This window comes from Zavarzinia compransoris, assembly GCF_003173055.1.
GTDB lineage: Bacteria > Pseudomonadota > Alphaproteobacteria > Zavarziniales > Zavarziniaceae > Zavarzinia > Zavarzinia compransoris.
The window spans coordinates 444,383-467,529 of record NZ_QGLF01000001.1 but is presented as its reverse complement, the minus strand read 5'-3'; the positions used below and the strand labels follow the sequence as shown (position 1 = coordinate 467,529).

23 protein-coding genes are annotated in these 23,147 nt (G+C 69.0%); 13 read left to right on the top strand and 10 right to left on the bottom strand.

Annotated elements, in window-relative coordinates; translation table 11 throughout:
- Window positions 1–45 precede the first annotated feature (45 nt).
- Window positions 46–1,182, top strand: coding sequence for a citrate synthase (locus tag DKG75_RS02355; RefSeq protein ID WP_109919466.1), 1,137 nt, complete (start codon window positions 46–48; stop codon window positions 1,180–1,182).
- Here the strand turns inward: DKG75_RS02355 and DKG75_RS02350 are convergent.
- The 3 genes from DKG75_RS02350 to DKG75_RS02340 form a co-directional block, all read right to left on the bottom strand.
- The gene (locus DKG75_RS02350) at window positions 1,172–3,142 is read right to left on the bottom strand and encodes an alkyl/aryl-sulfatase (protein WP_208112010.1); all 1,971 of its coding nucleotides are present in this window, start codon (window positions 3,140–3,142) and stop codon (window positions 1,172–1,174) included. The genes DKG75_RS02355 and DKG75_RS02350 overlap by 11 nt on opposite strands.
- 94 nt (window positions 3,143–3,236) lie before the next feature.
- Window positions 3,237–3,635, bottom strand: coding sequence for a helix-turn-helix domain-containing protein (locus DKG75_RS02345; protein WP_109919465.1), 399 nt, complete (start codon window positions 3,633–3,635; stop codon window positions 3,237–3,239).
- Complete coding sequence (locus DKG75_RS02340; protein ID WP_109919464.1) at window positions 3,632–5,002, bottom strand: PleD family two-component system response regulator; 1,371 nt, start codon at window positions 5,000–5,002, stop codon at window positions 3,632–3,634. Before DKG75_RS02340 ends, DKG75_RS02345 begins: the two co-directional genes overlap by 4 nt.
- A gap of 128 nt (window positions 5,003–5,130) precedes the next feature.
- Here DKG75_RS02340 and DKG75_RS02335 point away from each other — a divergent pair, with 128 nt between their 5' ends.
- The 3 genes from DKG75_RS02335 to DKG75_RS02325 are packed head-to-tail and all read left to right on the top strand — an operon-like array spanning window position 5,131 to window position 7,005.
- A complete protein-coding gene (locus DKG75_RS02335; protein WP_109919463.1) occupies window positions 5,131–5,415 on the top strand; it encodes a DUF3572 domain-containing protein in 285 nt (94 codons plus the stop codon).
- Window positions 5,415–6,095, top strand: coding sequence for a hypothetical protein (locus DKG75_RS02330; RefSeq protein ID WP_109919462.1), 681 nt, complete (start codon window positions 5,415–5,417; stop codon window positions 6,093–6,095). Before DKG75_RS02335 ends, DKG75_RS02330 begins: the two co-directional genes overlap by 1 nt.
- Window position 6,096: 1 nt before the next feature.
- Entirely contained in the window at window positions 6,097–7,005 is a 909-nt protein-coding gene (locus DKG75_RS02325; RefSeq protein ID WP_109919461.1) for an ROK family protein, read from the top strand.
- A 10-nt stretch (window positions 7,006–7,015) separates the two neighbouring features.
- On the opposite strand, the gene DKG75_RS02320 is transcribed toward DKG75_RS02325, so the two are convergent.
- Window positions 7,016–7,993 (bottom strand): cell envelope integrity EipB family protein, encoded by a 978-nt coding sequence (locus DKG75_RS02320; RefSeq protein WP_109919460.1) that lies wholly within the window; start codon window positions 7,991–7,993, stop codon window positions 7,016–7,018.
- A 125-nt stretch (window positions 7,994–8,118) separates the two neighbouring features.
- Here DKG75_RS02320 and DKG75_RS02315 point away from each other — a divergent pair, with 125 nt between their 5' ends.
- The gene (locus DKG75_RS02315; RefSeq protein WP_109919459.1) at window positions 8,119–9,090 is read left to right on the top strand and encodes an NAD(P)-dependent oxidoreductase; all 972 of its coding nucleotides are present in this window, start codon (window positions 8,119–8,121) and stop codon (window positions 9,088–9,090) included.
- On the opposite strand, the gene pdxR is transcribed toward DKG75_RS02315, so the two are convergent.
- On the bottom strand, window positions 9,074–10,501 hold the full coding sequence (gene pdxR / locus DKG75_RS02310) for a MocR-like pyridoxine biosynthesis transcription factor PdxR (RefSeq protein ID WP_109919458.1): 1,428 nt from the start codon (window positions 10,499–10,501) through the stop codon (window positions 9,074–9,076). The two genes, DKG75_RS02315 and pdxR, sit on opposite strands and share 17 nt — an antisense overlap.
- A 79-nt stretch (window positions 10,502–10,580) precedes the next feature.
- Here pdxR and DKG75_RS02305 point away from each other — a divergent pair, with 79 nt between their 5' ends.
- Window positions 10,581–11,189: a pyridoxamine 5'-phosphate oxidase family protein gene (locus DKG75_RS02305; protein WP_208112011.1), complete on the top strand. Its 609-nt coding sequence runs from the start codon at window positions 10,581–10,583 to the stop codon at window positions 11,187–11,189.
- 33 nt (window positions 11,190–11,222) lie between these two features.
- Here the strand turns inward: DKG75_RS02305 and DKG75_RS02300 are convergent, their stop codons facing one another.
- Window positions 11,223–11,816, bottom strand: coding sequence for an HD domain-containing protein (locus DKG75_RS02300; protein WP_109919456.1), 594 nt, complete (start codon window positions 11,814–11,816; stop codon window positions 11,223–11,225).
- Between the two features lie 19 nt (window positions 11,817–11,835).
- Window positions 11,836–12,606 carry a class II aldolase/adducin family protein gene (locus DKG75_RS02295; protein WP_109919455.1) on the bottom strand — a complete coding sequence of 257 codons (771 nt, stop codon included), beginning with the start codon at window positions 12,604–12,606 and terminating at the stop codon, window positions 11,836–11,838.
- Between the two features lie 103 nt (window positions 12,607–12,709).
- Here DKG75_RS02295 and DKG75_RS02290 point away from each other — a divergent pair, with 103 nt between their 5' ends.
- Window positions 12,710–13,402, top strand: a complete 693-nt coding sequence (locus DKG75_RS02290) for a Crp/Fnr family transcriptional regulator (RefSeq protein ID WP_109919454.1) — start codon at window positions 12,710–12,712, stop codon at window positions 13,400–13,402.
- A gap of 3 nt (window positions 13,403–13,405) precedes the next feature.
- On the opposite strand, the gene DKG75_RS23675 is transcribed toward DKG75_RS02290, so the two are convergent.
- The 3 genes from DKG75_RS23675 to DKG75_RS02275 are packed head-to-tail and all read right to left on the bottom strand — an operon-like array spanning window position 13,406 to window position 16,019.
- Window positions 13,406–14,593, bottom strand: a complete 1,188-nt coding sequence (locus DKG75_RS23675) for a LysM peptidoglycan-binding domain-containing protein (protein WP_109919453.1) — start codon at window positions 14,591–14,593, stop codon at window positions 13,406–13,408.
- Between the two features lie 47 nt (window positions 14,594–14,640).
- On the bottom strand, window positions 14,641–15,543 hold the full coding sequence (locus tag DKG75_RS02280) for a c-type cytochrome (protein ID WP_208112012.1): 903 nt from the start codon (window positions 15,541–15,543) through the stop codon (window positions 14,641–14,643).
- A gap of 11 nt (window positions 15,544–15,554) precedes the next feature.
- Window positions 15,555–16,019, bottom strand: a complete 465-nt coding sequence (locus tag DKG75_RS02275) for a c-type cytochrome (protein WP_109919451.1) — start codon at window positions 16,017–16,019, stop codon at window positions 15,555–15,557.
- 128 nt (window positions 16,020–16,147) lie between these two features.
- Here DKG75_RS02275 and DKG75_RS02270 point away from each other — a divergent pair, with 128 nt between their 5' ends.
- The 6 genes from DKG75_RS02270 to DKG75_RS02245 all read left to right on the top strand — a co-directional run bounded on the left by DKG75_RS02270 (window position 16,148) and on the right by DKG75_RS02245 (window position 23,142).
- The gene (locus tag DKG75_RS02270; RefSeq protein ID WP_109919450.1) at window positions 16,148–16,735 is read left to right on the top strand and encodes an LOG family protein; all 588 of its coding nucleotides are present in this window, start codon (window positions 16,148–16,150) and stop codon (window positions 16,733–16,735) included.
- 93 nt (window positions 16,736–16,828) lie between these two features.
- Complete coding sequence (locus DKG75_RS02265) at window positions 16,829–18,043, top strand: NADP-dependent isocitrate dehydrogenase (RefSeq protein ID WP_109919449.1); 1,215 nt, start codon at window positions 16,829–16,831, stop codon at window positions 18,041–18,043.
- Between the two features lie 254 nt (window positions 18,044–18,297).
- On the top strand, window positions 18,298–19,953 hold the full coding sequence (locus DKG75_RS02260) for a B12-binding domain-containing radical SAM protein (protein ID WP_166646420.1): 1,656 nt from the start codon (window positions 18,298–18,300) through the stop codon (window positions 19,951–19,953).
- Between the two features lie 114 nt (window positions 19,954–20,067).
- Window positions 20,068–21,237, top strand: a complete 1,170-nt coding sequence (locus DKG75_RS02255; RefSeq protein WP_109919447.1) for an efflux RND transporter periplasmic adaptor subunit — start codon at window positions 20,068–20,070, stop codon at window positions 21,235–21,237.
- Window positions 21,238–21,247: 10 nt separating this feature from the next.
- On the top strand, window positions 21,248–21,934 hold the full coding sequence (locus DKG75_RS02250) for an ABC transporter ATP-binding protein (protein ID WP_109919446.1): 687 nt from the start codon (window positions 21,248–21,250) through the stop codon (window positions 21,932–21,934).
- Complete coding sequence (locus DKG75_RS02245) at window positions 21,934–23,142, top strand: ABC transporter permease (protein ID WP_109919445.1); 1,209 nt, start codon at window positions 21,934–21,936, stop codon at window positions 23,140–23,142. Before DKG75_RS02250 ends, DKG75_RS02245 begins: the two co-directional genes overlap by 1 nt.
- Window positions 23,143–23,147 lie beyond the last annotated feature (5 nt).

Here is a 23,147-nt window from a genome sequence, read left to right as displayed (position 1 = left end):
TGGCAGCCCTGGACAGCTTCATCAATCTTGATAAAGATAATCAACATGGATGAATGGATCGACCGCGCCGAAGCGCTGGCCCTGCTGAACGTGAAGGCACAGACGCTTTACGCCTATGTCAGCCGGGGCCTGATCCAGGTCCGGCCCGACCCCGCCCATGTCCGCCGCAGCCTTTACCGGGCGGAGGATGTGGCGGCGCTGGGCCGGCGCCGGACGCGCAGCCGCAAGCCGGCCGCCATCGCCGCCGGGTCCATGGCCTGGGGCGAACCGTCGATCACCACCAGCCTTTCGACCGTGCAGCACGGCCGGCTGATCTATCGCGGCCAGGATGCCGCCCGCTTGGGCGACGGTGCCAGCCTGGAACAGGTGGCCGCCCTGCTGTGGGACATTGCCGCCGAACCGGTCTTCATCCCGGCCCCCGGTGCCGGACCGCCGGGCCCGCCCTTCGCCGCCCTGGCCGCCCTGGTGCCGGACAGCCGGTCCAGCGCCGGGCGCGGCGCCGACCGGCTGGCCCGGGATGCCCAGGCGGCGATCGGGGCGCTGGCTGCCGCCTGCGGCCTCGGCGACGGGCCGGTGCCCTTGCATCGCCGCCTTGCCGCGCATTGGCGCATCGGGGGCGACGGCGCCGACCTGCTGCGCCGCGCCCTCGTCCTGCTGGCGGATCATGAATTGAATGCCTCGACCTTTGCCGCCCGGGTGGCGGCCTCGACCGGGGCACCGCTTGCCGCCTGCCTGCTGGCCGGGCTGTGCGCCCTGTCGGGGCCGCGCCACGGCGGGGCCGCCGGCGCCCTTGCCCGCCTGCTGGCAGAAGCGGAGAGGACGGGGGCCGCGGCGGCGGTAGACGGCTGGCTGGACCGCCATGGCGGCACCCTGCCGGGCTTCGGCCATCCGCTCTATCCCGGCGGCGACATCAGGGCCCACAGCCTGCTGGCGCGGCTGGAACCGGATGCGCCACCGGCACGGCTGGCGGCGGCGGTCCTGGCCGCCACCGGGCAGCGGCCCAATATCGACTATGCCCTGATGGTCCTGGCGCGCACCCTGGCCCTGCCGGAGGACGCCCCCTTCGTCCTGTTCCTGCTCGGGCGCAGCGTCGGCTGGGCCGCCCACGCCATGGAACAGGCGAAGGATCACGCCATCATCCGCCCCCGCGCGGTCTATGCGGGGGCGCCGATCAAGGTGTGACGATGGCGAAATCGGCGGACGGGCTTTTCAGGACCGACAGCAGGGCCTGCAAGGCGCCGGCATCGCCCTCGACCGTCATCGCATTGGCGGCGACCATATCGGCCATCTTGGCCATGCCGGCCATGACCATGAGGAAGGCCGCGCGCTTGGTGGTCAGGGTCGCGGTCGCATCGGGCCTGTTGCCCGGCTCGTGGCCGAGAACGCTGTTGGCCAGGACCAGGGTGAATTTCTCGTCGCGGTCGGTGAAGACCAGATTGACGCTGACCACCTTGCCTTCCGCCTTGGCCGGATCGACCCGCACCGCCATCAGGTCGAACAGCAACTCGCTGGTCATCGAGCGCACGGTGTCCAGGCCCCCGGCCTGGGCCGTGCCATGGCGCTTGCCGGTGCGCAGCTCATAGGCGCCGGCCAGATAGATATTGCGCCAGGGCGCGCTTTCCGCCTGATAGGCCATCTGCTCGTAGGCGTCGGCCAGCAGGTCGCGCGCCGCCGCATTCTCCGGCTCGGCATAGACGAGGTGCTTCAGGATTTCGCCGACCCAGCGGTAATCGCCGGCGGCAAAGGCGATGCGGGCCTTGCCGAGCACGGCCTCGGCGCCGCCGAACGCCTCGACATAGCGTTTCGCGGCCTGTTCCGGCGGCAGGGGATCGAGCGACGAGGGATTGCCGTCGTACCACCCCATATACCGCTGGTAGACCGCCTTCGAATTATGGCGCATGGTGCCATAGTAACCGTGATTGTACCATTCGCGCGCCAGCACCGGCGGCAGCTCGATCCGCTCCGCGATCTCTTCGCCGGTGAAGCCCTCGTTCATCAGGCGCACCGTCTCGTTGTGCAGGAAGCGATAGGCATCGCGGTGCTTGACCAGATAGTCGCCGATCTCCGCCCCGCCCCAGCGCGGCCAGAAATGGCTGGTGAACATCACATCCGTGCGCGCCCCGAACAGGCGGGCGGATTCACCAAGATAGTCGGCCCAGGCCTTGGCGTCGCGCACCAGGGCGCCGCGCAGGGTCAGGACATTGTGCATGGTCGCATTGGCGTTCTCGGCCAGGCACAGCGCCTTCCAGTCGGGCAGGAAGATGTTCATTTCCGCCGGCGCCTCGGTCCCCGGGGTCAGCTGGAATTCCAGGGTAACGCCGTCGATCACCATGGTCTCGCCGGTCTTCCGCACTTCGTCGGTCGGCGGGATGATGGTCACGGTGCCGGCGGAAACCGCGGGGCCGATGCCGGTGGACACTTGCCCCTCGGGCCCCCGGGGCAGGAAGGTGCCGAACATATAGGTCGCGCGCCGGGACATGGCATTGCCGGCGATGACGTTTTCCGAGACCGCATGTTCGAGGAAACCCTCGGGCGCGATGATCTTCACCTTGCCGGCATCGACATCCGCCTGTTCGACGATGCCGCGCACGCCGCCGTAATGATCGACGTGGCTGTGGGTATAGATCACCGCATGGATCGGCTTCGCCCCCAGGTGTTCGGTGACGAGATCGAGGGCGGCCTTGGCCATTTCGGTCGAGACCAGGGGATCGATGACGATCCAGCCGCTCTTGCCCTCGATGAAGGTGATGTTGGAAATATCGAAGCCGCGCACCTGATAGATATGGTCGGCGACCTTGAACAGCCCGTGACGGGCGAGAATGCCGGCCTGGCGCCAGAGGCTGGGGTTGACCGTCGCCGGCGCCGGCCCCTTCAGGAAGTCGTAAGCCGCGAAATCCCACACCAGCTTGCCGTCCGCCGTCTTCACCTGGGGATCGCGCATGGTGGCGATGAAGCCGCGCGAGGCGAAATCGAGGTCGCGCGCATCGTCGAGCGGCAGGCCGGCGGCGACCGCGGCATTGGCTTCGGCCGTATGGCTGGTGGCGGGCTTGTTCACGGCGGCATTCCCCTCAGCGCCGGCATGGGCGGACCAGAGCGCGGCCGCGGCCAAGCCGCAGCCGATCGTCCGAAACATGGCCTTCATCGATCGTCTCCCTGCTCCCCTGTCCCGGGGCTTGGGGGGATGCTTTCACGGGGGCAGGCGCACGGCAATGCCCGATCCGGGCAGTGGCCCGGCATCAGCGGATGGTGTCGCCGAACAGGCTTTGCAGGGTCTTGACCAGGCGTTCGCGGGCGGCGGCGGCATCGGTGAAATAGGGCGCGCCGCAGTGATAGCGGCCGGCCTCGTCCTGGCGCAGGTAGCCGCGATTGAGCAAGGGCCCGATCTTCCGCCGCAGGGTTTCGCGCGGGATGCCGGTCTGGCGCGACAGGCGCAGCAGCGGCATGCCGCCGGTATCGCCGGCCAGCAATTGCCGGGTCAGCAGGCGCATGACCGCGCCCTGCTCGTCCCCGCCGTGCAGGCGGTGGCGTTCCTCGGCGATGACGTCCAGAAGGTCCAGCAGCCGGCGGATGCCCTCGACGCCGCCGGCTTCAAGCACGGCGAGCGCCGGATCCTCCGCGGCGGGGGCCGGCGTCATGGCGCGACCGTCACCCGGTCGCGCCCCTCCGCCTTGGAGCGGTAGAGGGCGGCATCGGCCCGGCCGACCGCCTGTTCCGCCGCTTCGCCCAAGGCCCGGACAGCGACGCCGATCGAGACGGTCACCGACAGTTCCCGGCCGTCGCCGATCTGGAACGGCTCGTTGGCGGTAACGCGGACCAGGCGCTCGGCGATCATGCGCGCCTCGTCGGCCGAGGTCTGGGGCAGGATGATGATGAATTCCTCGCCGCCGTAGCGGGCGGCAAGATCGATGCCGCGCACATTCATGCGGATGCGGTGGGCGAATTGGCGCAGCACCGCGTCGCCGGCGGCATGGCCGAAGCGGTCGTTGATCGACTTGAAATGGTCGATGTCCAGCATCATCACCGCCAGGGTCCCGGCGTCCCGCCCCTCGCCGGCGCGGTCGTGGGCCGTCATATGGCTGTCGAGGTAGCGGCGGTTGTAAAGGCCGGTCAGGGGATCGACCAGGGCCAGTTGCACCGTCATCTGCATGGTCTGGCGCAGCCGGTCCTGATAGCTCTTGCGCCGGATCTGAGATTTCACCCGGGCTTCGAGTTCGGCCTTTTCGATCGGCCGCGCGACATAGTCGTTCACCCCGAGATCGAAGGCGCGCAGCAGGGTCTTGTCGTCGCCGGCCCGGTTGAGCACCAGCACCGGCATCTGGCGCAGCCGTTCCGACGAGCGGAGATAGGCGCAGAGGCGCAGCCCCTCCTGTCCCGGCAGGGCGAGGCTGATGATGGCCAGATCCCAGTCCCGGTCCTGCACGGCCTGGCGGGCGGCGGCGTCATTGGTCGCCACCGTCAGGTGCAGCTGGCGGCCCAGGGTCTGGCGCACCACCTCGATCACCGCCGCATCCTCCTCGACCAGGAGGATGGCGGCGTGCTGCAGCGCCGCCGCGTCGCGCACCGGATCGGCGGTGGCACCGAGGCCAAGGCTGAGCCCCGCGACCTCGCGCAGGCGCAATTCGTCCGACATGGTCTTCAGTCGCACCAGGTTGCGCACCCGGGCGAAAAGGGCGACGTCATTGGTCGGCTTGCTCAGGAAATCGTCGGCGCCCGCCTCGAGGCCGGCCACCCGGTCGGACGGCTGGTCGAGACCGGTGATCATGACCACCGGTATGTGACTGGTCAGGGGATCGGCCTTCAGCCGGCGGCAGACCTCGAAGCCGTTGATGTCCGGCATCATGACGTCGAGAAGGACGATGTCCGGCTGTTCGGCATGGGCCTTCTCGATCGCTTCCTGGCCGCTGCCGGCGACGATGACCTCGAAGAATTCGGCGACCAGCTTCGCCTCCAGGATCTTGCGGATGACGGGCACGTCATCGACCACGAGCACTTTCGCCGTCATGCCACTTCCGCCATCCTCTTGCCGCCGGTTCGAGACGGCGCACCCCTTCAGACCGGCCTTGATACCATCGCCGCAATATCGAACAAGTGTAGCGGAGAACCTTCTCCGGCAGCAAAGCAAAGGCGCGCATGAAAGCGGAACAAGCGGAAACCATCGGCCTGATGGCCCTTGCCTATCTGGCCGGGCGGGAGGATCTCCTGCAACGCTTCCTGGGCGAGACCGGCATGAGCGCCGGCGACCTGCGGGCGGCGGCGGGCGATCCCGCCGCCCTCGGCGGCATTCTCGATTTTCTTCTCGGGGATGATTCGCGCGTGCTCGACTTCGCCGCCGGCGCCGGCCTGCGCCCGGAAGATCCCCTTCGCGCCCGGCACAGCCTGCCGGGCCACCACCCCGGCGACCGCGGAGCGCTCTGATGTCGGAAAAACAGCCGAAGATCCATGATGCGGTGGTGCCGCAGCTCGACGCCCTGGTGCTCGAAGCCGGGCGCCCCCTGGTGATCACCGATGCGGACGAGGTGCTGTTCCTGTTCCTCCAGGGCTTCGAAGCCTATCTCGAGGACAACGGCCATTACCTGGACCTGTCGTCCTTCGCCCTGGTCGGCAACATCAAGAATGCCGCGACCGAGGAGATGGCCCCGGTCGAGGTGGCCAAGGCCCTGCTCGACGGTTTCTTCCGCGAGCGCACCGAGACCATGACCCCGGTCCCCGGTGCTGCCGAGGCGCTGGCCGCCCTCTCGGCCCGGGCCCAGGTCGTCGTTCTGTCGAACCTGCCCGAATCGTCGCGCGGCGCGCGGGAGAAGGCGCTGGCCCTGGCCGGCATGCCCTATCCGATCGTCGCCAATATCGGCCTCAAGGGGCCGGTGGTGCGCCATATGGCCGAGCGGGTGCAGGCCCCCGTCTTCTTCCTCGACGATATTCCGCACAACCACACTTCGGTGGCCCAGGCGGCGCCCGAGGTGCAGCGCGTCCATTTCATCGCCGATCCGCGCCTCGCCCGCCTGATCGGCCAGGCCGAGCACAGCAACCACCGGGTCGACGACTGGGCCGAGGTCCGGCGCCTGATCGAGCGCGAACTCGAACTCCTGGGCTGGTGACATGACCGGCCTTCGCCACGGCATCGATCTCGGCGGCACCAAGACCGAGATCGTCACCCTGGATGCGGCCGGCGGCGAGATCTTCCGCCAGCGCACGCCGACGCCCCGGGGCGACTACGGCGCCCTCGTCGGGCATATCGCCGGCCTCGTCGGCGCGGCGGAGGCGGCCTGCGGCGGCATTGGCACCGTCGGCATCGGCATTCCGGGCGCCATCTCGCCGGCCACCGGCCTGATCAAGAACGCCAATACCACCGAATTGATCGGCCATGACCTGGCCGGCGATCTCGGCGCCCGGCTCGGCCGCCCCATACGCCTCGCCAATGACGCCGACTGCTTCACCCTGTCGGAAGCGGCGGACGGCGCCGGGGCGGGCGGCGGCACGGTCTTCGGGGTGATCATCGGCACCGGGGTCGGCGGCGGCGTCGCGGTCGGCGGGCGGCTGCTGTCGGGGCCGAACGCGATTGCCGGCGAATGGGGGCACAACCCCCTGCCCCGGCCGGCGGACGACGAGCGGCCGGGCCCCGCCTGCTATTGCGGCAGGCACGGCTGCATCGAAACCTTCCTGTCGGGGCCGGGCTTCGCCCTCGATCACCGGCAGCATTCGGGCAATGTCATGACCGGGCGGGAAATCGCCGCCGCCGCGGCCGAGGGCGATTTCGCCGCGCAGGAAAGCATCGAGCGCTATTGCCGCCGGCTGGCGCGGGCGCTCGCCACCGCGATCAACCTGCTCGACCCCCATGTGATCGTGCTGGGCGGCGGCATGTCCAACCTCGATGCGATCTATGGCCGGGTGCCGGCCCTGATCGGCCGCCACGTCTTTTCCGACACTTGCGTCACGCCGGTGCGCAAGGCAAGGCACGGCGATTCGTCGGGCGTGCGCGGGGCGGCCTGGCTGTGGCCGGCCGCCTGACCGGGCTCGTTCAGCAATCCGGCTTGGGCAGGGCCTCGATCTCGGACAGCACGGCATCGATCGAGAAATCGCCGTAAGCCATCTCAATATCGCCGGAAATACCGTTGGCATAGAGGCGGAAGCCGACCTCGTATTGCGGCAGTTCCTCGTTGCCCGCCAGCGAGAAGAAGGCAAGGCGGACCGGCCAGGACGGCTTGCCGGCCAGGACATCCTTGCCCTTGCCGGTCAGCCCGGCGGGATCGGCCACCGAGGAGCGGCCGATGGCGCCGACCACGGAATAGACCGTCTCGTCGCCCGTGCCGTCGAACAGGGGCTTGGTCAGCAGGGGTTTCTTCGCCTCGGCGGCGCGCAGCAATTCGACCGTGTGCATGGTCGGGAACACGGTGCCGGGGATCAGGGTTTCGGTGCGGTCTTCGGGCTTGGTATAGGTCGCGGTGCCGCTGCCGTCGGCATTGAGCTCGGCGCTGCCTTCATAAGCCTCGTCCTCCTGGTCGTTGACGAGGTGGCGGGTCGAGAAGCGGAAGCGGCGGCCGTCGTCCGATTCCCAGTTGGCCACCCGGAAATCGGTGGAGGTGGCCGAGCCCTCGCCGTCCGAAAGGCGCATGCGCAGGCGCTGGGTCAGGGTATAGCCGTCGCAAGTATCGGCAAATTCGATCACCATCTTGCCGTCGGCCATGGCGACGCCGGAGCCCGGCCGGTTCTGGCCGAGGCGCAGCTCGTAGATCGCGCGATGCCCGGCGAGTCGCCCCTGGTCCGTCGCCGGGGCGGCCGCGGGGGCAGCCGGGACGGGGGTCGAGACCGCAGCCTCGGTCGGCGGCACGGCAGGCGCCGCCTGATCGGGAACAGCCGGCGCGGCCGGGCCCGCGACCGCCACCGGAACGGTCTCGCCGCTCGCGGCTTCCGTCGTCTCGTCGCCGACGAAAACCCAGCGGACGAGGAAGAACAATGCGACCAAGGCGGTCGTCAGGACCAATGCCCGCCGTAACATCGACTCTTAATCCTCCCACCCGAATCGGGCGCCTTTTCAACTATGACATGGATCATCGCGCAACAAGATTGTGGCCATCGTTGGACTTGCGGTCGCCCGGGCACTGTTGCCAGACTGCCACCGTCATGACCGCCGCCGCCGCCATCCTGATCGCCCGCCCCCTGCCCGACGCCTGCGAGGCGCGGCTCGACCGCGCCTTCAACGCCCGCCGCCTGCCGGCCCCGGGCCCGCACCCCACCCCGGCCCTGATCGAGGCGGCAGCGGGCTGCGCCGCCCTGGTGGTCACGGTGACGGAACGGCTGGATGCCGCCGCCATCGCCGCCCTGCCCGACACGGTGCGGCTGATCGCCACGGTCTCGGTCGGCCACGACCATATCGACGTCGCGGCCGCCCGCCGGCGCGGCATCGCCGTGACCAATACGCCGGACGTGCTGACCGATGCGACCGCCGATCTCACCCTGCTCCTGCTGCTCGGCGCGGCGCGGCGGGCCAAGGAGGCGATGGCCCTGATCGCCGAGAACCGCTGGGGCGCCTGGTCGGCGACCGGGCTGCTCGGGGTCGATATCGGCAAGCGCCGGATGGGCATTCTCGGCATGGGGCGGATCGGCGCCGCCGTCGCCCGCCGCGCCCGCGCCTTCGGCATGGATCTCCACTACCACAACCGCCGCCGCGCCGCGCCCGAGGTCGAGGCGGAAACCGGCGCCCGCTGGCACCCGACGCTGGACGGCCTGCTCGCGGTCTCCGACGTCCTGGTGCTGAACGCCGCCTCGACGCCGGAGACGCGCGGCATCGTCAATGCCGCGACCCTGGCCCGCCTGCCCGAAGGCGCGATCCTGGTCAATTCCGCCCGGGGCGACCTCGTCGACGACGAGGCGGTGATCGCCGCGCTCGATTCGGGCCGGCTCTTCGCCGCCGGGCTGGACGTGTTCCGGGGCGAGCCGGCGCTCGATCCCCGCTACCGCGACCGGGCGGATGTCTTCGCCCTGCCCCATATCGGCAGCGCGACGATGGAGACCCGGGTGGCCATGGGCATGCTGGCGCTCGACAATGTCGCGGCGGTGCTGGCCGGGCAGCCGCCGCTCACACCCCTGGCCTGAGCGCGGCCGCCAGACGGATCACGGCAGGTTCCACCTGGTCCGCCGGCACGGCGGCGAAGCCGAATTGCAGGCCGGTGATCGCCCGGTTTTCCAGCGCCGCCCGCGACAGGGCGGGGGCGACGATGCCGGCACGGGCCGCGGCCGCGCTCGCCGCCCTGTCGTCGCGGCTGTGAAGGCGGAAGGCGAGCTGGATGCCCGCTTCCGCCGGCAGCAGGGCGCCGTAATCGCCGAGGTGGCGGGCGCAGGCTTCGACCAGCCGGGCCCGGCGCTCGCCATAGACATCGACGAGACGGCGGAGGTGGCCGGCGAAATGCCCCTCGGCCATGAAATCTGCCAGGGCCGCCTGCACCACCAGGGGCGGCGCCTGGCCGCCGTGACGCATGGCGACACTGGCCGGCCCGACCAGGGCCGGCGGCAGCACGGCATAGCCAAGGCGAAGCGCCGGCGCCAAAGCCTTGCCGAAGGTGCCGACATGGATCACCCGGCCCCGGGGCGCCAGATTGTGCAGGGGGGCGAGCGGCGGGCCGGCGAACTGGAATTCGCTGTCGTAATCGTCCTCGATCACCCAGGCGTCCGCCGCCTCCGCCGCCTGCAGCAGGGCGAGCCGGCGTTGCAGGCTGAGCACCACCCCGGTCGGATATTGATGCGAGGGGGTGACATAGATCAGCCGGGGCGCCGCCGCGCGGGACAGGCCGGCGGCGACGTCCAGCCCCTCGCCGTCGACCGGCACCGGCACCAGGGCCAGCCCGGCCCCGACCAGGGCGCCCCGGGCGCCGAGATAGCCCGGATCCTCGATCCAGGCGGGATCGCCCGGGTCGCACAGCAATTGCGCCAGGAAGGCGAGCGCGCCCTGGGCCCCGGTGGTCACCAGGATGCGCTCGGGCTCGACCACGATGCCCCGGCTGGCGGCGATCTGACGGGCGATCGCCTCCTTCAGCGGCGGCCAGCCCGCCGCATGCTCGAAACCGAGCAGGGCGGCGCTGCCCTGGCGCAGGCGCCGGCCGAGCAGCCGGGCCCAGGTCTCGGCCGGAAACAGGTCCAGCGCCGGCAGGCCGGGCACGAAGGCGCCGCTCGACGGGCTGCCGCGCTCGATCGCCGCCAGGCGCCGGCCGCGTTCCGACAGGCGCCCGCCCGGCACCGGCTGCACCCGCTGCAACAGGGCGGGGTCGAGCCGCGCGACCCGGGTACCGGCCGCCCCCCGCGCCTCGATGAAACCTTCCGCCGCCAGGCGCTCGAACACCGCCGTCACCGTGTTGCGCCCGACCGCGAGACGCCCGGCAAGGTCGCGGCTGGCCGGCAGGCGTTCCCCCGGCCCCAGGCGCCCGGTGAGGATCGCCCGGCGGAAGGCTTCGTAAAGCTGCCGGGTCAGGCCCTGGCCCCGGTCGAGGGCGGCGGCCATGTCGTCATACATCTTGGCTCCCTCATGAAATCAATCTTGGCTCTTTTTATGGAGCCAAGATCCGCGCATCCTGGCAACAGGAGACATGACCATGACGATCCCATCGCCCTTCCCCAAGACCGAACGGACCGAGGTCCGCCGCCTGCCGAAACGCGCGGCCTATGACCATGAGACGGTGCACGCCATCCTCGACGAAGCCCTGGTCTGCCACATCGGCTTTACCACGGCCGGCGGCCAGCCCGTGGTGCTGCCCACCGCCTTCGTCCGGCTGGGCGACAGGATCGTGGTCCACGGCTCGGTGATCAGCCGGATGATGAAGGTGCTGGCGGGCGGCGTGCCGTTGTGCCTGACCGTGTCCCTGGTCGACGGCCTGGTGCTGGCGAAATCCGCCTTCCACCATTCGATGAACTATCGCTCGGTCACCGTCTTCGGCACCGCGACCGTGGTGACCGACCCCGCAGCCAAGGCGGCGGCGCTGCACGGCCTGACCGAGAAATTGGCGCCCGGCCGGTGGGATGCCTTGCGTCCCGTCACGGCCAAGGAAGTGAAGGCGACCACCGTCCTCGAACTGCCGCTTACCGAGGCGGTGGCCAAGGTCCGCTCGGGCCCGCCGGTCGACGATGCCGAGGACCTGTCCTGGCCGGTCGCGGCGGGCGTCGTGCCCTTGCGCCTACAGGCGGGCGACTTAATTCCCGCCTGACGGCAGGCGGGCGCCGGCGGCGCCCGCGCAACCTCATTCGCCCTTCATGTAGATGCTGCGGCGGGGGCGCGAGATCACACGCTGGACCATGGGGCGGAAGGCTTCGAGCGGCATCGATTCGAAGTTCGGGTCGAAGCAGTTCTGGTCGAACTTCTCGCAGAATTCCGCCGTGTACTCGAAATTCGGGTGGCCGCGGAATTTCTCGCGCATGTCCCGGTCGAGGCCGAGGAAATGGAAGAAATAGTAACCCTGGAAGATGCCGTGCTTCTCGACCATCCAGTGGTTCCGTTCCGAGACGAAGGGCTTCAGCACCGCCGCCGCGATATCGGCGTGGTTATAGCTGCCCAGCATGTCGCCCATGTCGTGGAACAGGGCGCAGACGACGTATTCCTCGTCCTTGCCGGCCTGATGGGCACGGGTCGCGGCCTGGAGGCTGTGCTCCAGCCGGTCGATGGCGAAGCCGCCGGCCTCGTCCTTCAGCAGTTTCAGGTGGTCGAGCAGGCGGTCGGCCTGCTGGGCCTGGAAGGGCAGCTCGTGCTGGACGATGGCGCCCCAGTCGTCCTGGGTGCCTTCGTCCATGCGGTGGAAACGGGCCTTGGGGATGTCGATACCGCCGTCGTGGGGCATGGCGCGTTCTCCTGTCGGCTCAGTTACGGAAACCGGGGTCGATGCGGTCGAGCTTGCGCAGCAAAGGCGCCCAGGACAGGCCGGCCAGGGCGTGCAGGCCGCGGCCCTGTTCCTTGGTCGTCTGCTGCACGCTGTCCGGCGGGGTGACATAGCGGCCCGAGGCCAGCGCCGCCACCTGCTGGGCGCAGGCGCGCTCCAGGGTGAAGATGCGCAGCCAAGCCTCGGCCACCGAGGTGCCGACGGCCAGCGTGCCGTGATTGCGCAGGATCATCAGGTTCTTTGTGCCGATGTCGGCGACCAGCCGCTCCCGCTCGTCGAGGTTCAGGGCGATGCCTTCATAGGCGTGATAGGCGATGTCCTCGATCACCGTCAGGGCATTCTGGGTGATCGGCAGCAGCCCTTCCGCATGGCAGGAGACGCCGACGCCGGTATCGGTGTGCAGGTGCAAGACGCAGCCCGCATCCTCCCGCGCGCCATGGATCGCCGAATGGATCGTATAGCCCGCCGGATTGATGTAGCTGTCGGTCTCCATCAGGATATTGCCGGCGAGATCGACCTTGACCAGGCTGGACGCCGTGATCTCCTCGAACATATAGCCATAGGGGTTGATCAGGAAGTGGTGGTCCGAATTGGGCACCCGGGCCGAGATATGGGTGAAGATCAGGTCGTCCCAGCCATGCAGCGCGACCAGCCGGTAGGCGGCGGCGAGATCGACGCGGACCTGCCATTCCTCGGGGCTCACCAGGTCGCGGACGCTGGCACCGGACTTCTTCAGGGCGACGGTTGACATGCGCTCTCCTCCTCCCACCTCGTTTTTTCGGTGATCGTTTTCTCTTGTACGCCAAAGCGACCGGTTAGAATGTCAACAAGTTGACATTTGGGAGCGGTCTTACATGCGCCTCGACTTCGACCGCGCCGCCCGGCTGGTCACCGGCCGGGGCTGGCTGGCGGAACAGCCGGCGGACCTGCGCCGCCGCGTGCTGGCCGGGGCACGCCTCATGGAACGCCTGCCGGGCGAATATGTCTATGCCATGGGCGATGCGCCGGACGGGCTTTACGCCCTGGTCTCGGGCCGGCTGAAATTCGTAAACTATCACTCCGCCGGGCGCGAGGTCGGCACCTGGCTGACCGAGCCGGTCGACTGGTTCGGCGAGGTTTCGATGTTCGACCGCCTGCCCCGGCTGCAAAGCACGGTGGCGATCGACCGCGCCGCCGTCCTGCACCTGCCCGCCGCCGCCTTCGAGGCGATCGTCGGCGCCGAACCGCGCTATTGGCGGAATTTCGCCCTGATCCTGTCCAACCACCTGCGCACCGCCATGCGCTTCATGGAAGACATGAGCGCCGAGGCCAGCCACATCCGCATCGGCCGCCTGCTGGTCATGATGGCCATGGGCGAGGCGGACCGCGAGCCCGCGCCGGGCACGGTGGTCGCGGTCAGCCAGGAACAGCTGGCGGCGACCGTCGGCCTGTCGCGGCAGAGCGCCAACAAGGCCCTGCGCCTCCTGGAGACGCAGGGCCTGATCGAGCGGCGCTATGGCGCCGTGATCCTGGCCGACCCCGCCCGGCTGGCGGAAGCCGGGCGCTGAGCCTTATTGTGCGGGCAGGTCCAGGATCTGCCCGGGATAGATCAGGTCCGGATCGCGGATATGCTCGCGGTTGGCGCGATAGATATCGATATAGCGATAGCCGGTGCCGAGATGGCTGCGGGCGATGCGCCACAGGCTGTTGCCCGGCTGCACGGTGAAGCGCCCGGCGGCGGCCACCGCCCCGCCCTGCCCCGCGCCGGCCGCGATCTCGACCGCCGCCCGCTCGAAGGGCAGTTCGCGCCGGGCCAGGACCTTGCCGTCCGCCCCGACCGCATCGAGGCGCAAGGTATAGCGGCCCGGCGCCACCGGCACCGTGGGCGAGGTGCGCCACCCCCCGTCGGCCCCCGCCCGGGTCTCGCCCACGGGCGAACCGTTCAGGTAGAGGCGGACGGTGGCGCCGGCCGGGGCATGGCCCGCCAGCACCGGCGCGCCATCGGCGCCATATTCGACCAGATCGAGGGTGACGTCGTTGCCGGCCGCAGGGGTCGGGGTCTGCCCGTCCGGGCCCTGGAGCACGCGGGTATCGGCGCCGGGCGTGGCGGGATTGTCGCCCCGCTCGGTCAGCACGGCGACCGCCGGGCCTTCGGGCGGGCCGCCGGGCGCGCCGCGCCGCGGCACGTCGACCAGCACGACATCGACCGAGGGGATCTTCTGCCCGTCCGGCAGGATCGCCACCAGCGACAGTTCGACCGTGCCCTCGGGCAGGGGCTTGTCGACGACGAGCACCCAGGCCCCGTCCGCCCCCTGGCCCTTGGCATTGCCGATCGGCTGGCCGTTCGCCAGCACCTCGACCGTGCTTTCCGCCGGCGTGCGGCCGGCGAGCACGGCCGTGCCCTCGGGCGCGATGCGGGCGACGTCGAAGCTGGGCGGTTGCGGCGCCGGCTTTTCCGGGGTGGCGGGGGCCGGGTCGGCGGCGCGGGTCTGGCTGTCGGGCGTCGCCGGCGCGGGCGGCACGCTACCCTCCGCCGGAGACGACGGGGGGGCTGCGGCGGGTGGCGTCGCGGGGGCCGGATCGGCGGGCGGCGGATTGGCCGGCGGGGCGGCCGCCGCGTCACCGGCCGCCGCCGGAGCCGGTGAAGGCGGGGCCGGCGGCGTCGGCTGACTGGCGAACCACAGGCCGATCAGCAACAGGATGATGACCACCACGACGACGGCCGTAGTGACGATGCGCTTGCCCACGCCTTGTTCCATGACGCCCCAAACCCCGAAGCAACCCCTATGTCCCGCTTCGAACCCTATCAGTTGCCGCGCGGTTTGCCATGCCTAACCGGCGGCAGGCTGAGGAGATAGGCGCCGATCGCCGCGCGGTCGGCCGCCGTCAGGTGGGCCGTGCCCTCTTCCACCACCTCGCCCATCGAGCCCTGGACATTGTCGAAGTCGGGCTTGGTTCCCGAGGCCAGCAGTTCGGCGATATCGTCGACCGACCAGCCGCCGATGCCGGTTTCCCGGTCCGGGGTGATGTTGGGCACCGCCTCGCCGTCCGGCCCGTCGGAAGTGCCGGCCAGGGCAAGGCCGATCAGCAGGCCGCCGGCCGGGTTGCGCGGCGTATGGCATTCCCCGCAATGGCCCAGCGCCTGGACCAGATAGGCGCCCCGGTTGACCTCCGGCGCGGCGCCGGCCCGCGGGCGGAATTCGCCGGGGCGGAAGAACAGCGCCTTCCACCCCGCCTGCAACAGGCGGACCGAGAAGGGAAAGCCGATCTCATGGGGCTTGTTGGCGGCGACCACCGGCGCTTGCGCGAAGAGATAGGCCTTGATCGCCAGAAGATCGGCCGGCGCCGCCTTGGTATAGGAGGTGAAGGGAAAGACCGGATAGTAATGCTCGCCCGCCGGCGAGAGGCCGTGCTGCAGGGCTTGCAGGAAATCGGCATCCGACCAGCGCCCGATGCCGGTTTCCGGATCGGGCGTGATGTTGGGCGTGTGGAACGTGCCGAACGGCGTCGCCATGGCCCGGCCGCCGGCCAGGGGCTGGCCGCCCGGCGCGGTATGGCAGGCGATGCAGCCGGCCGCATGGACGAGATAGGCGCCGCGGGCGACCGCGTCGCCGCCCGCCCCGGTTTCCGTTACAAAATATTCCGTTGCGCCGGCGGGCGTGGCGAAAGCCAGCGCCGCCAGCAGCGTTGCGGTGCGAAACGAGAGCAAGGCCGGCCGCCTCAATCCTTCTCGGGCCCGCGGAAAGCCTTGTGGCAGGCGCCGCAGCTGTCGCCCGCCGCGCCGACGCCGGCGCGCAGCCCCGCGACGTCGCCGGCCTTGGCCGCCACCAGGATGGCGTCCGCGGCATCGGCGAAAACCTTGACCTTGGCGTCCCACCCCGCCTTGTCGGTCCAGATCTCGGGCAGCGCCCGGCTCTTGTCGGTGATCGAGCCTTCGGGGAAGAGGGTCGGCAGGGCCGTGGCGAAATCGGCCAGGCCTTGCGCCTTCTCGACGTCGGCGGGGGTCACCGCCCCGGCCTTGGCGGCGGCCCCGAGCGCCTTCAGCGCGCCGCCCGCCTGCTTCATCCCCGCTTCCCGCTGCTCGACCAGGGCTTCCGCGCCCGCCGCCAGGGCCGCCCCGGACAGCCCGAGCGTCAGGGCGAGGGCCACAGTCCAACGCGACCGGTGAAGCGCAAGCAAAGCCATGCTAAGTCTCCTTGATGGACGGCCCCCTGCCGCCGAAGAATAGGATAAAGCAATCGCCGCCCTCCGGCTACCCGCCGGCCCCCTATCCGCCGGCCCTAACCGCCGACTTGGCCCTACTTGAGAGAAACATGCCCGTCGTCAACAGTCTCTGCGTCTTCTGCGGTGCCTCCACCCCTCCCGACATCCGCTTTCTCGATGCCGCCGGCAGCCTTGGCCGGACTTTGGCGGCCGAGGGCATCGAACTCGTCTATGGCGGCGGCGCGCTCGGCCTGATGGGCACCATCGCCCGTGCCGCCCGCGATGCCGGCGGCAAGGTGACCGGGATCATCCCCACCTTCCTGACCAAGCTCGAGGAAAAGCTCCAGGGCATCAGCGAGACCGTCGAGGTCGAGACGATGCACCAGCGCAAGCGCCTGATGTTCGAGCGCTCGGACGCCTTCATCGTCCTGCCCGGCGGCATGGGCACCCTGGACGAGACGGTCGAGATGATCACCTGGGCGCAGTTGCAGCTGCACCGCAAGCCCATCCTGCTGGTCGATTATCTCGGCTACTGGCAGCCCTTCATCAGCCTGGTCGAGCATGTGATCGGCACCGGTTTCGCCCGGCCCAACACCCGCGACTTCATCACCATCGTGCCGGACGTCGAAGCCATCCTGCCGACGCTCGAAAAGCTGACCATCGCCGGCGGCCCGGCCACCATGCCGGTCGCCGAATAGTTTTTTCGCATTTGACGTTTAGGGGGCTGAACAGCCTCGTCCCCTTGTGTATGGTGCGGCGCATAATACCGCCAAACGGAAGGAATGGGTTGCATGGTAGCCAAGATCAAGGTCGCCAATCCGGTCGTGGAACTCGATGGCGACGAGATGACCCGGATCATCTGGGCCTTCATCAAGAACAAGCTGATCCTTCCCTACCTCGACCTCCCGATCCAGTATTTCGACCTGGGGATCGAACACCGCGACGCCACCAACGACCAGGTGACCGTCGACAGCGCCAATGCGATCAAGTCGGTCGGCGTCGGCATCAAATGCGCGACCATCACCCCCGACGAAGCCCGCGTCGAGGAATTCAAGCTGAAGAAGATGTGGAAGTCGCCGAACGGCACCATCCGCAACATCCTCGGCGGCGTGATCTTCCGCGAGCCCATCATCTGCACCAATGTGCCGCGCCTCGTGCCCGGCTGGACCAAGCCGATCGTGGTCGGCCGCCATGCCTTCGGCGACCAGTACCGCGCCACCGACTTCAAGGTGCCCGGCAAGGGCAAGCTGACCATCAAGTTCACCGGCGAAGACGGCACCGTGATCGAGCATGACGTGTTCGATTTCCCCGGCGCCGGCGTCACCATGGCGATGTACAATCTCGACGAGTCGATCAAGGACTTCGCCCGCGCCTCGCTGAACTACGGGTTGCTGCGCAAGTGGCCGGTCTATCTCTCGACCAAGAACACGATCCTCAAGGCCTATGACGGCCGCTTCAAGGACATCTTCCAGGAGATCTACGAAGCCGAGTTCAAGGCCGAGTTCGAGAAGATCGGCATCGTCTACGAGCACCGCCTGATCGACGACATGGTGGCCTCGGCCCTGAAGTGGGAAGGCGGCTATGTCTGGGCCTGCAAGAACTACGACGGCGACGTGCAGTCGGACACCGTGGCGCAGGGCTTCGGCTCGCTGGGCCTGATGACCTCGGTCCTGATGACGCCGGACGGCCAGATCGTCGAGGCGGAAGCGGCCCACGGCACGGTGACCCGCCACTACCGCGAGCACCAGAAGGGCAAGGCGACCTCGACCAACCCGATCGCCTCGATCTTCGCCTGGACCGGCGGCCTGAAGCACCGCGCCAAGCTGGACGGCAACGACGACCTCGCCCATTTCGCCAAAGCCCTCGAGGAAGTCTGCGTCGAGACCGTCGAGGCCGGCCAGATGACCAAGGATCTCGCCATCCTGATCAGCAAGGACACCCCCTGGCTGACCACCGAGGCCTTCCTCGACACGCTCGACAAGAACCTTCAGAAGAAGCTGGCCTGAGCGCCGGTTCCTCTGTTCGGGTGATGCGCCCGCCCCTTCCGGGGCGGGCGTTTCCATTTGTAGTGCAAAGAGAACTGCTCTAATCTGGAAGAATTACGTATCCGGGCGTCACCCTGTGCTTACCGACGCCGATACCGGATATGTTTCAATCATTCATTTACCGGTTGATCGTCATGGCTATGCTCGACATTTGTTTGATCAAACCGGCCCGATACGATGACGACGGCTATCCGGTTCAATGGATACGGTCGATCATGCCGTCGAACTCCATGGCTTGCGTCGCCGGCATCGTGCAGGATGCGATCGATCGTCAGCTTCTCGGGCCGGAGGTCACGATCCGCTACCATTGGCTGGACGAAACCCACAGCAAGGTCGATCCCGCCCGGATCATGCGGGCCGCGCGGAAGGCCGGGGCCCGCCTCCTGATCTTCATGGTCGGGGTTCAGTCCAACATGTTTCCCCGCGCCGTCGATCTTGCCCGGCCGTTCCTGGCCGCCGGGCACCCGGTCTGCGTCGGCGGCTTCCATGTCTCGGGCATCGTTTCCATGCTGAAGACCATGCCGCCGGACCTCGTGGAGGCGCAGGCGCTCGGCATCTCGTTCTTCGCCGGCGAGGCGGAGGACGGCCGCATCGACCAGGTCATCCGCGACGGCTATGCCGGCACCCTGGCGCCGCTCTATAATTTCATCCACGACCAGCCCAATCTGGCGGGCGCCGCCCTGCCGGTCAGCGACAAGCGCGAATTGCGCCGCATGATCTACGGCTATTCGACCGCCGACCTCGGCCGCGGCTGCCCCTTCGAGTGCAGCTTCTGCACCATCATCAATGTCCAGGGCCGGAAAAGCCGCTTCCGCACGCCGGACGACCTGGAAGCGATCGTCCGCCGCAACGTCGCCGAGGGGATTTCGGGCTTCTTCCTGACCGACGACAATTTTGCCCGCAACCGCGGCTGGGAAGGCCATCTCGACCGCCTGATCGCGCTCCGCGCCGAGGGGATCCGCGTCCGCCTGGTGATCCAAGTCGATACGCTGGCGCATCGGATTCCGAATTTCATCGACAAATGCGTCGCCGCCGGTGCCGACCAGATCTTCATCGGCCTCGAGAACATCAATGCCGACAGCCTGGAAAGCACGAAGAAGCGCCAGAACCGGGTCGAGGAATACCGCGACATGTTCCTGGCCTGGAAGAAGCACCCGGTGCTGATCACCTGCGGTTACATCATCGGCTTCCCCAACGACACCAAGGAATCGATCCTGCGCGACATCGAGGTGATCAAGACCCAGATGCCGATCGATTTCCTCTACATCAATTACCTGACGCCCCTGCCCGGGTGCGAGGATCACAAGAAATTGCTCGACGCCGGGGTCTGGATGGACCCGGACATGAGCAAATACGACCTCAACCACCGGGTCACCCACCACCCGCGCATGAGCGACGCGGAATGGGAGGAAGCCTTCATCGGCGCCCACCGCAGTTTCTACGAGTTCGCCCATCTGAAGCGCATCATGCAGCGCATGGTGGCCCTGCGCATCCACCGGCCCAAGATGCTGGTGCACCGCCTGCTCGGCTATCGGGAGTCCGTGCTGGCGGAGAATGTCGCCATGCTCGAATCCGGCATCGTCCGCATCCGCCGCCGGCGCCAGCGCCGCCACGGCCTGCCGCTCGAATCGCCCTTCGTCTTCTATCCGCGGATGGTGCTGCAAGCGCTGCGCGGCACCGGCCGCATGTGGTCCACCTTCGCGCGCCTGAAATGGCTGATGTTCCAGGTCCGCCGCGCGCCCGACCGCCTCGCCTATAGCGACGCCGCGATCGGCGGCAGCGATGCCGCCGCCAACGACGCCCTGCTGACCGCGACCCGCACCACCGCCCATGCCCGCCGCCGGGCCGCCGGTGCGGTCAAGGCCCCGTGATCGGCGGGACGGCGGCGATTTATTGCAAAGTGTAAATCCGCTTGTCCGGGCGGCCGTTCGGCCCCATCTCTTGGGGGCCGAAAAGCCAGGACCCGACACGGAGCGCCCCGTCCGATGAGCGAAAAGCCCGCCCGCCCGCCTTTCTACCGCTGGCGCTGGTTCCTGATCGGGGTACCTGTCCTCGTCGTGCTGATCGTCCTGATGTCCGCCCTCGGCGGCGGCGGGGCCGTCGCCTATAAGACCCAGGCGCTGACCCGCGGCACCCTGACCGTGACCGTCAGCGCCACCGGCAGCGTGCAGCCCCTCGACCAGGTCGATGTCGGCGCCGAGATCACCGGCCGGGTCACCGAACTCCATGCCGACTACAACGACCAGGTGAAGCAAGGCCAGGTCCTGGCCCGGCTGGACACCAGTTCGCTCGAAGCCAAGGTCGCCCAGTCGGAGGCCAATCTCCTGTCCGCCCAGGCATCGGTGGCGGAGGCGAAGGCCGCCCTCCGCCTGGCCGAAGTGACCGCGGAGCGGACCCAGGCCCTGGCCGACAACCGCTATGCCTCGCAGCAGGCGCGCGACCGCGACATCGCCGAACTGGCCCGCGCCCGCGCCGCCCTGCAATCGGCCGAGGCCGGGGTGAAGGTGGCGGAGGCGGTGCTGTCCTCCGACCGCTCCACCCTGGACAAGGCGACCATCCGCTCGCCGGTCGATGGCGTGGTGATTTCGCGCAGTATCGAACTGGGCCAGACCATCGTCGCCAGCCTGCAGACACCGGTGCTGTTCACCGTCGCCCGCGACCTGACCCGGATGGAATTGAACCTCGACGTCGACGAAGCCGACATCGGCCACATCAAGGTCGGCCAGAAGGCCAGCTTCTCGGTCGATGCCTATCCGACCCGGCGCTTCGATGCCGAAGTGACCTCGGTCCGCCTCGCCCCGAAAAGCGAACAGGGCGTCGTCACCTATCAGGTCCTGGCCCGGGTCGACAATCCGGACATGGCGCTCCGCCCCGGCATGACCGCCACCGCCGACGTCATCGGCGCGGTGCGCGCCGACGTGGTGCTGGTGCCGAACGGCGCGCTTCGCTTCACGCCCCCGGAAAAGCTGGGCGAGGCCCTGCCCGCCCTGGCCCCGGACCAGGGCCGGCTGTGGCTGGACGACGGCGGGTCGCCGCGGGCGGTGACCGTCACCCTCGGCCTCAGCGACGGCCGCCAGACCGAGATCGGCGGCCCCGGCCTCGACGCCGGCACGGCCGTGATCGTCGACATCCAGCGCCCCGCCCTGCCCCGCTGAGGCCGGCATCATGGCCCTGATCGAGCTGAACCGGATCCGCAAGCTCTATGGCCAGGGCGAGACCGAGGTGGCGGCGCTGGCCGGCATCGACCTGGTGATCGAGGCCGGGGATTTCGTCGCCGTCATGGGGCCCAGCGGCTCGGGCAAATCGACCACGATGAACATCATCGGCTGCCTGGACACGCCGACCGACGGTTCCTATCGCTTCGACGGCACCGATGTGACCAGCCTCGACCGCAACGGCCGCGCCCTGCTGCGGCGCAATCATCTCGGTTTCGTGTTCCAGGGCTTCAACCTGCTGAAGCGGACCTCGGCACTGGAGAATGTCGAACTGCCGCTGGTCTATCGCGGTGAACGCACCGCGGTCAGGCGGGAGAAGGCCCGCGCCGCGCTGGCCCGGGTCGGCCTGGCCGGGCGCGAGCATCACACCCAGGCGGAATTGTCCGGCGGCCAGCAGCAGCGCGTGGCGATCGCGCGGGCCATCGTCACCGAGCCCGAGCTTCTGCTGGCGGACGAGCCCACCGGCAACCTGGACAGCGAGCGCAGCCGCGAGATCATGGAATTGCTGGTCGACCTCAACCGGGGCCACAATATCACCGTGGTCATGGTCACCCACGAGCCGGACATGGCGGCCTTCGCCCGCCGCCAGATCCGCTTCAAGGATGGCCGCATCGTCGCCGACGAGGTGCGCCCGTGATGGCCTTTTCGACCACGCTGCGGATGGCGTTCCAGGAACTGCGGCGCAACCTGATGCGCTCGATCCTCACCACCCTCGGCATCGTCATCGGCATCGCGGCGGTGATCGCCCTGGTCACCCTCGGCCAGGGCGCTACCGCCAGCATCACCAACGAGATTTCGAGCCTGGGGCGCAACCTGATCGTGGTCGCCCCGGGCAATGCCGGCAAGGGCGGCCCGCCCCAGGCCGCCGCCCCCTTCAAGCTGGCCGATGCGCGGGCGATCGAGCGCGACGCCGCCGGGCTGATCGCGGTCGCGCCGGTCGCGACCACGGCCGCCCCCGTCGTGCTGGGCAACAACAGCTGGTCGACCACGGCGGTCGGCGCCGATGCGAATTATCTTGCCGTGCGGGAATGGCCGCTGGTCGCCGGCCGGCCCTTCGACGAGGGCGAGCTTCGCTCTGGCCGCTCGGTCTGCGTCATCGGCCAGACCATCGTGCGCGAGATTTTCGGCGCCCAGGACCCCTTGGGCGCGCCGCTTCGGGTTTCCGGCATTCCCTGCATGGTGATCGGGATCCTGTCGGGCAAGGGCCAGTCGATTCTCGGCCAGGACCAGGACGATCTCGTCGTCATGCCGCTGAAGACCTTCCAGCGCCGGCTGGCGGGCAACCAGGATGTCAGCCTGATCCTGATCTCCGTCGCCTCGGCCGAGCAATTGCCCAAGGCGAAGGAGGATATCGAAGGCATCCTGCGCGACCGGCGCCACATCACCGCCAACAAGGCGGATGATTTCCAGGTCAACGACGTTTCCGAAATCGCCAAGATCATCGGCGGCGTCACCGTGATCCTGACCGCCTTCCTCGGCGCCATCGCCGCGATCTCGCTGATCGTCGGCGGCATCGGCATCATGAACATCATGCTGGTGGCGGTGACCGAGCGGACCCGCGAGATCGGCATCCGCCTCGCCATCGGCGCCCTGGAGCGCGAGGTGCTGGCCCAGTTCCTGACCGAAGCGGTGCTGCTCTCCATCTTCGGCGGGCTGATCGGCGTCGTCCTCGGCCTCGGCCTGTCGGCACTGGGCACCGCCGCCCTCGGCCTGCCCCTGCTGATCGAACCGGGCGTGATCCTTCTCGCCACCCTGTTCTCCGGCCTCGTCGGCATCGGCTTCGGCTATTTCCCGGCCCGCCGCGCCGCCCGCATGGACCCGATCGACGCGCTGAGGCACGAGTAGACGAG

Coding starts and splice junctions, on each gene's coding strand:
- DKG75_RS02355 (WP_109919466.1), top strand. CDS start 46: ATGGATGAATGGATCGACCGCGCCGAAGCGCTGGCCCTGCTGAACGTG.
- DKG75_RS02350 (WP_208112010.1), bottom strand. CDS start 3,142: ATGAAGGCCATGTTTCGGACGATCGGCTGCGGCTTGGCCGCGGCCGCG.
- DKG75_RS02345 (WP_109919465.1), bottom strand. CDS start 3,635: ATGACGCCGGCCCCCGCCGCGGAGGATCCGGCGCTCGCCGTGCTTGAA.
- DKG75_RS02340 (WP_109919464.1), bottom strand. CDS start 5,002: ATGACGGCGAAAGTGCTCGTGGTCGATGACGTGCCCGTCATCCGCAAG.
- DKG75_RS02335 (WP_109919463.1), top strand. CDS start 5,131: ATGAAAGCGGAACAAGCGGAAACCATCGGCCTGATGGCCCTTGCCTAT.
- DKG75_RS02330 (WP_109919462.1), top strand. CDS start 5,415: ATGTCGGAAAAACAGCCGAAGATCCATGATGCGGTGGTGCCGCAGCTC.
- DKG75_RS02325 (WP_109919461.1), top strand. CDS start 6,097: ATGACCGGCCTTCGCCACGGCATCGATCTCGGCGGCACCAAGACCGAG.
- DKG75_RS02320 (WP_109919460.1), bottom strand. CDS start 7,993: ATGTTACGGCGGGCATTGGTCCTGACGACCGCCTTGGTCGCATTGTTC.
- DKG75_RS02315 (WP_109919459.1), top strand. CDS start 8,119: ATGACCGCCGCCGCCGCCATCCTGATCGCCCGCCCCCTGCCCGACGCC.
- pdxR (WP_109919458.1), bottom strand. CDS start 10,501: ATGTATGACGACATGGCCGCCGCCCTCGACCGGGGCCAGGGCCTGACC.
- DKG75_RS02305 (WP_208112011.1), top strand. CDS start 10,581: ATGACGATCCCATCGCCCTTCCCCAAGACCGAACGGACCGAGGTCCGC.
- DKG75_RS02300 (WP_109919456.1), bottom strand. CDS start 11,816: ATGCCCCACGACGGCGGTATCGACATCCCCAAGGCCCGTTTCCACCGC.
- DKG75_RS02295 (WP_109919455.1), bottom strand. CDS start 12,606: ATGTCAACCGTCGCCCTGAAGAAGTCCGGTGCCAGCGTCCGCGACCTG.
- DKG75_RS02290 (WP_109919454.1), top strand. CDS start 12,710: ATGCGCCTCGACTTCGACCGCGCCGCCCGGCTGGTCACCGGCCGGGGC.
- DKG75_RS23675 (WP_109919453.1), bottom strand. CDS start 14,593: ATGGAACAAGGCGTGGGCAAGCGCATCGTCACTACGGCCGTCGTCGTG.
- DKG75_RS02275 (WP_109919451.1), bottom strand. CDS start 16,019: ATGGCTTTGCTTGCGCTTCACCGGTCGCGTTGGACTGTGGCCCTCGCC.
- DKG75_RS02270 (WP_109919450.1), top strand. CDS start 16,148: ATGCCCGTCGTCAACAGTCTCTGCGTCTTCTGCGGTGCCTCCACCCCT.
- DKG75_RS02265 (WP_109919449.1), top strand. CDS start 16,829: ATGGTAGCCAAGATCAAGGTCGCCAATCCGGTCGTGGAACTCGATGGC.
- DKG75_RS02260 (WP_166646420.1), top strand. CDS start 18,298: ATGCCGTCGAACTCCATGGCTTGCGTCGCCGGCATCGTGCAGGATGCG.
- DKG75_RS02255 (WP_109919447.1), top strand. CDS start 20,068: ATGAGCGAAAAGCCCGCCCGCCCGCCTTTCTACCGCTGGCGCTGGTTC.
- DKG75_RS02250 (WP_109919446.1), top strand. CDS start 21,248: ATGGCCCTGATCGAGCTGAACCGGATCCGCAAGCTCTATGGCCAGGGC.
- DKG75_RS02245 (WP_109919445.1), top strand. CDS start 21,934: ATGGCCTTTTCGACCACGCTGCGGATGGCGTTCCAGGAACTGCGGCGC.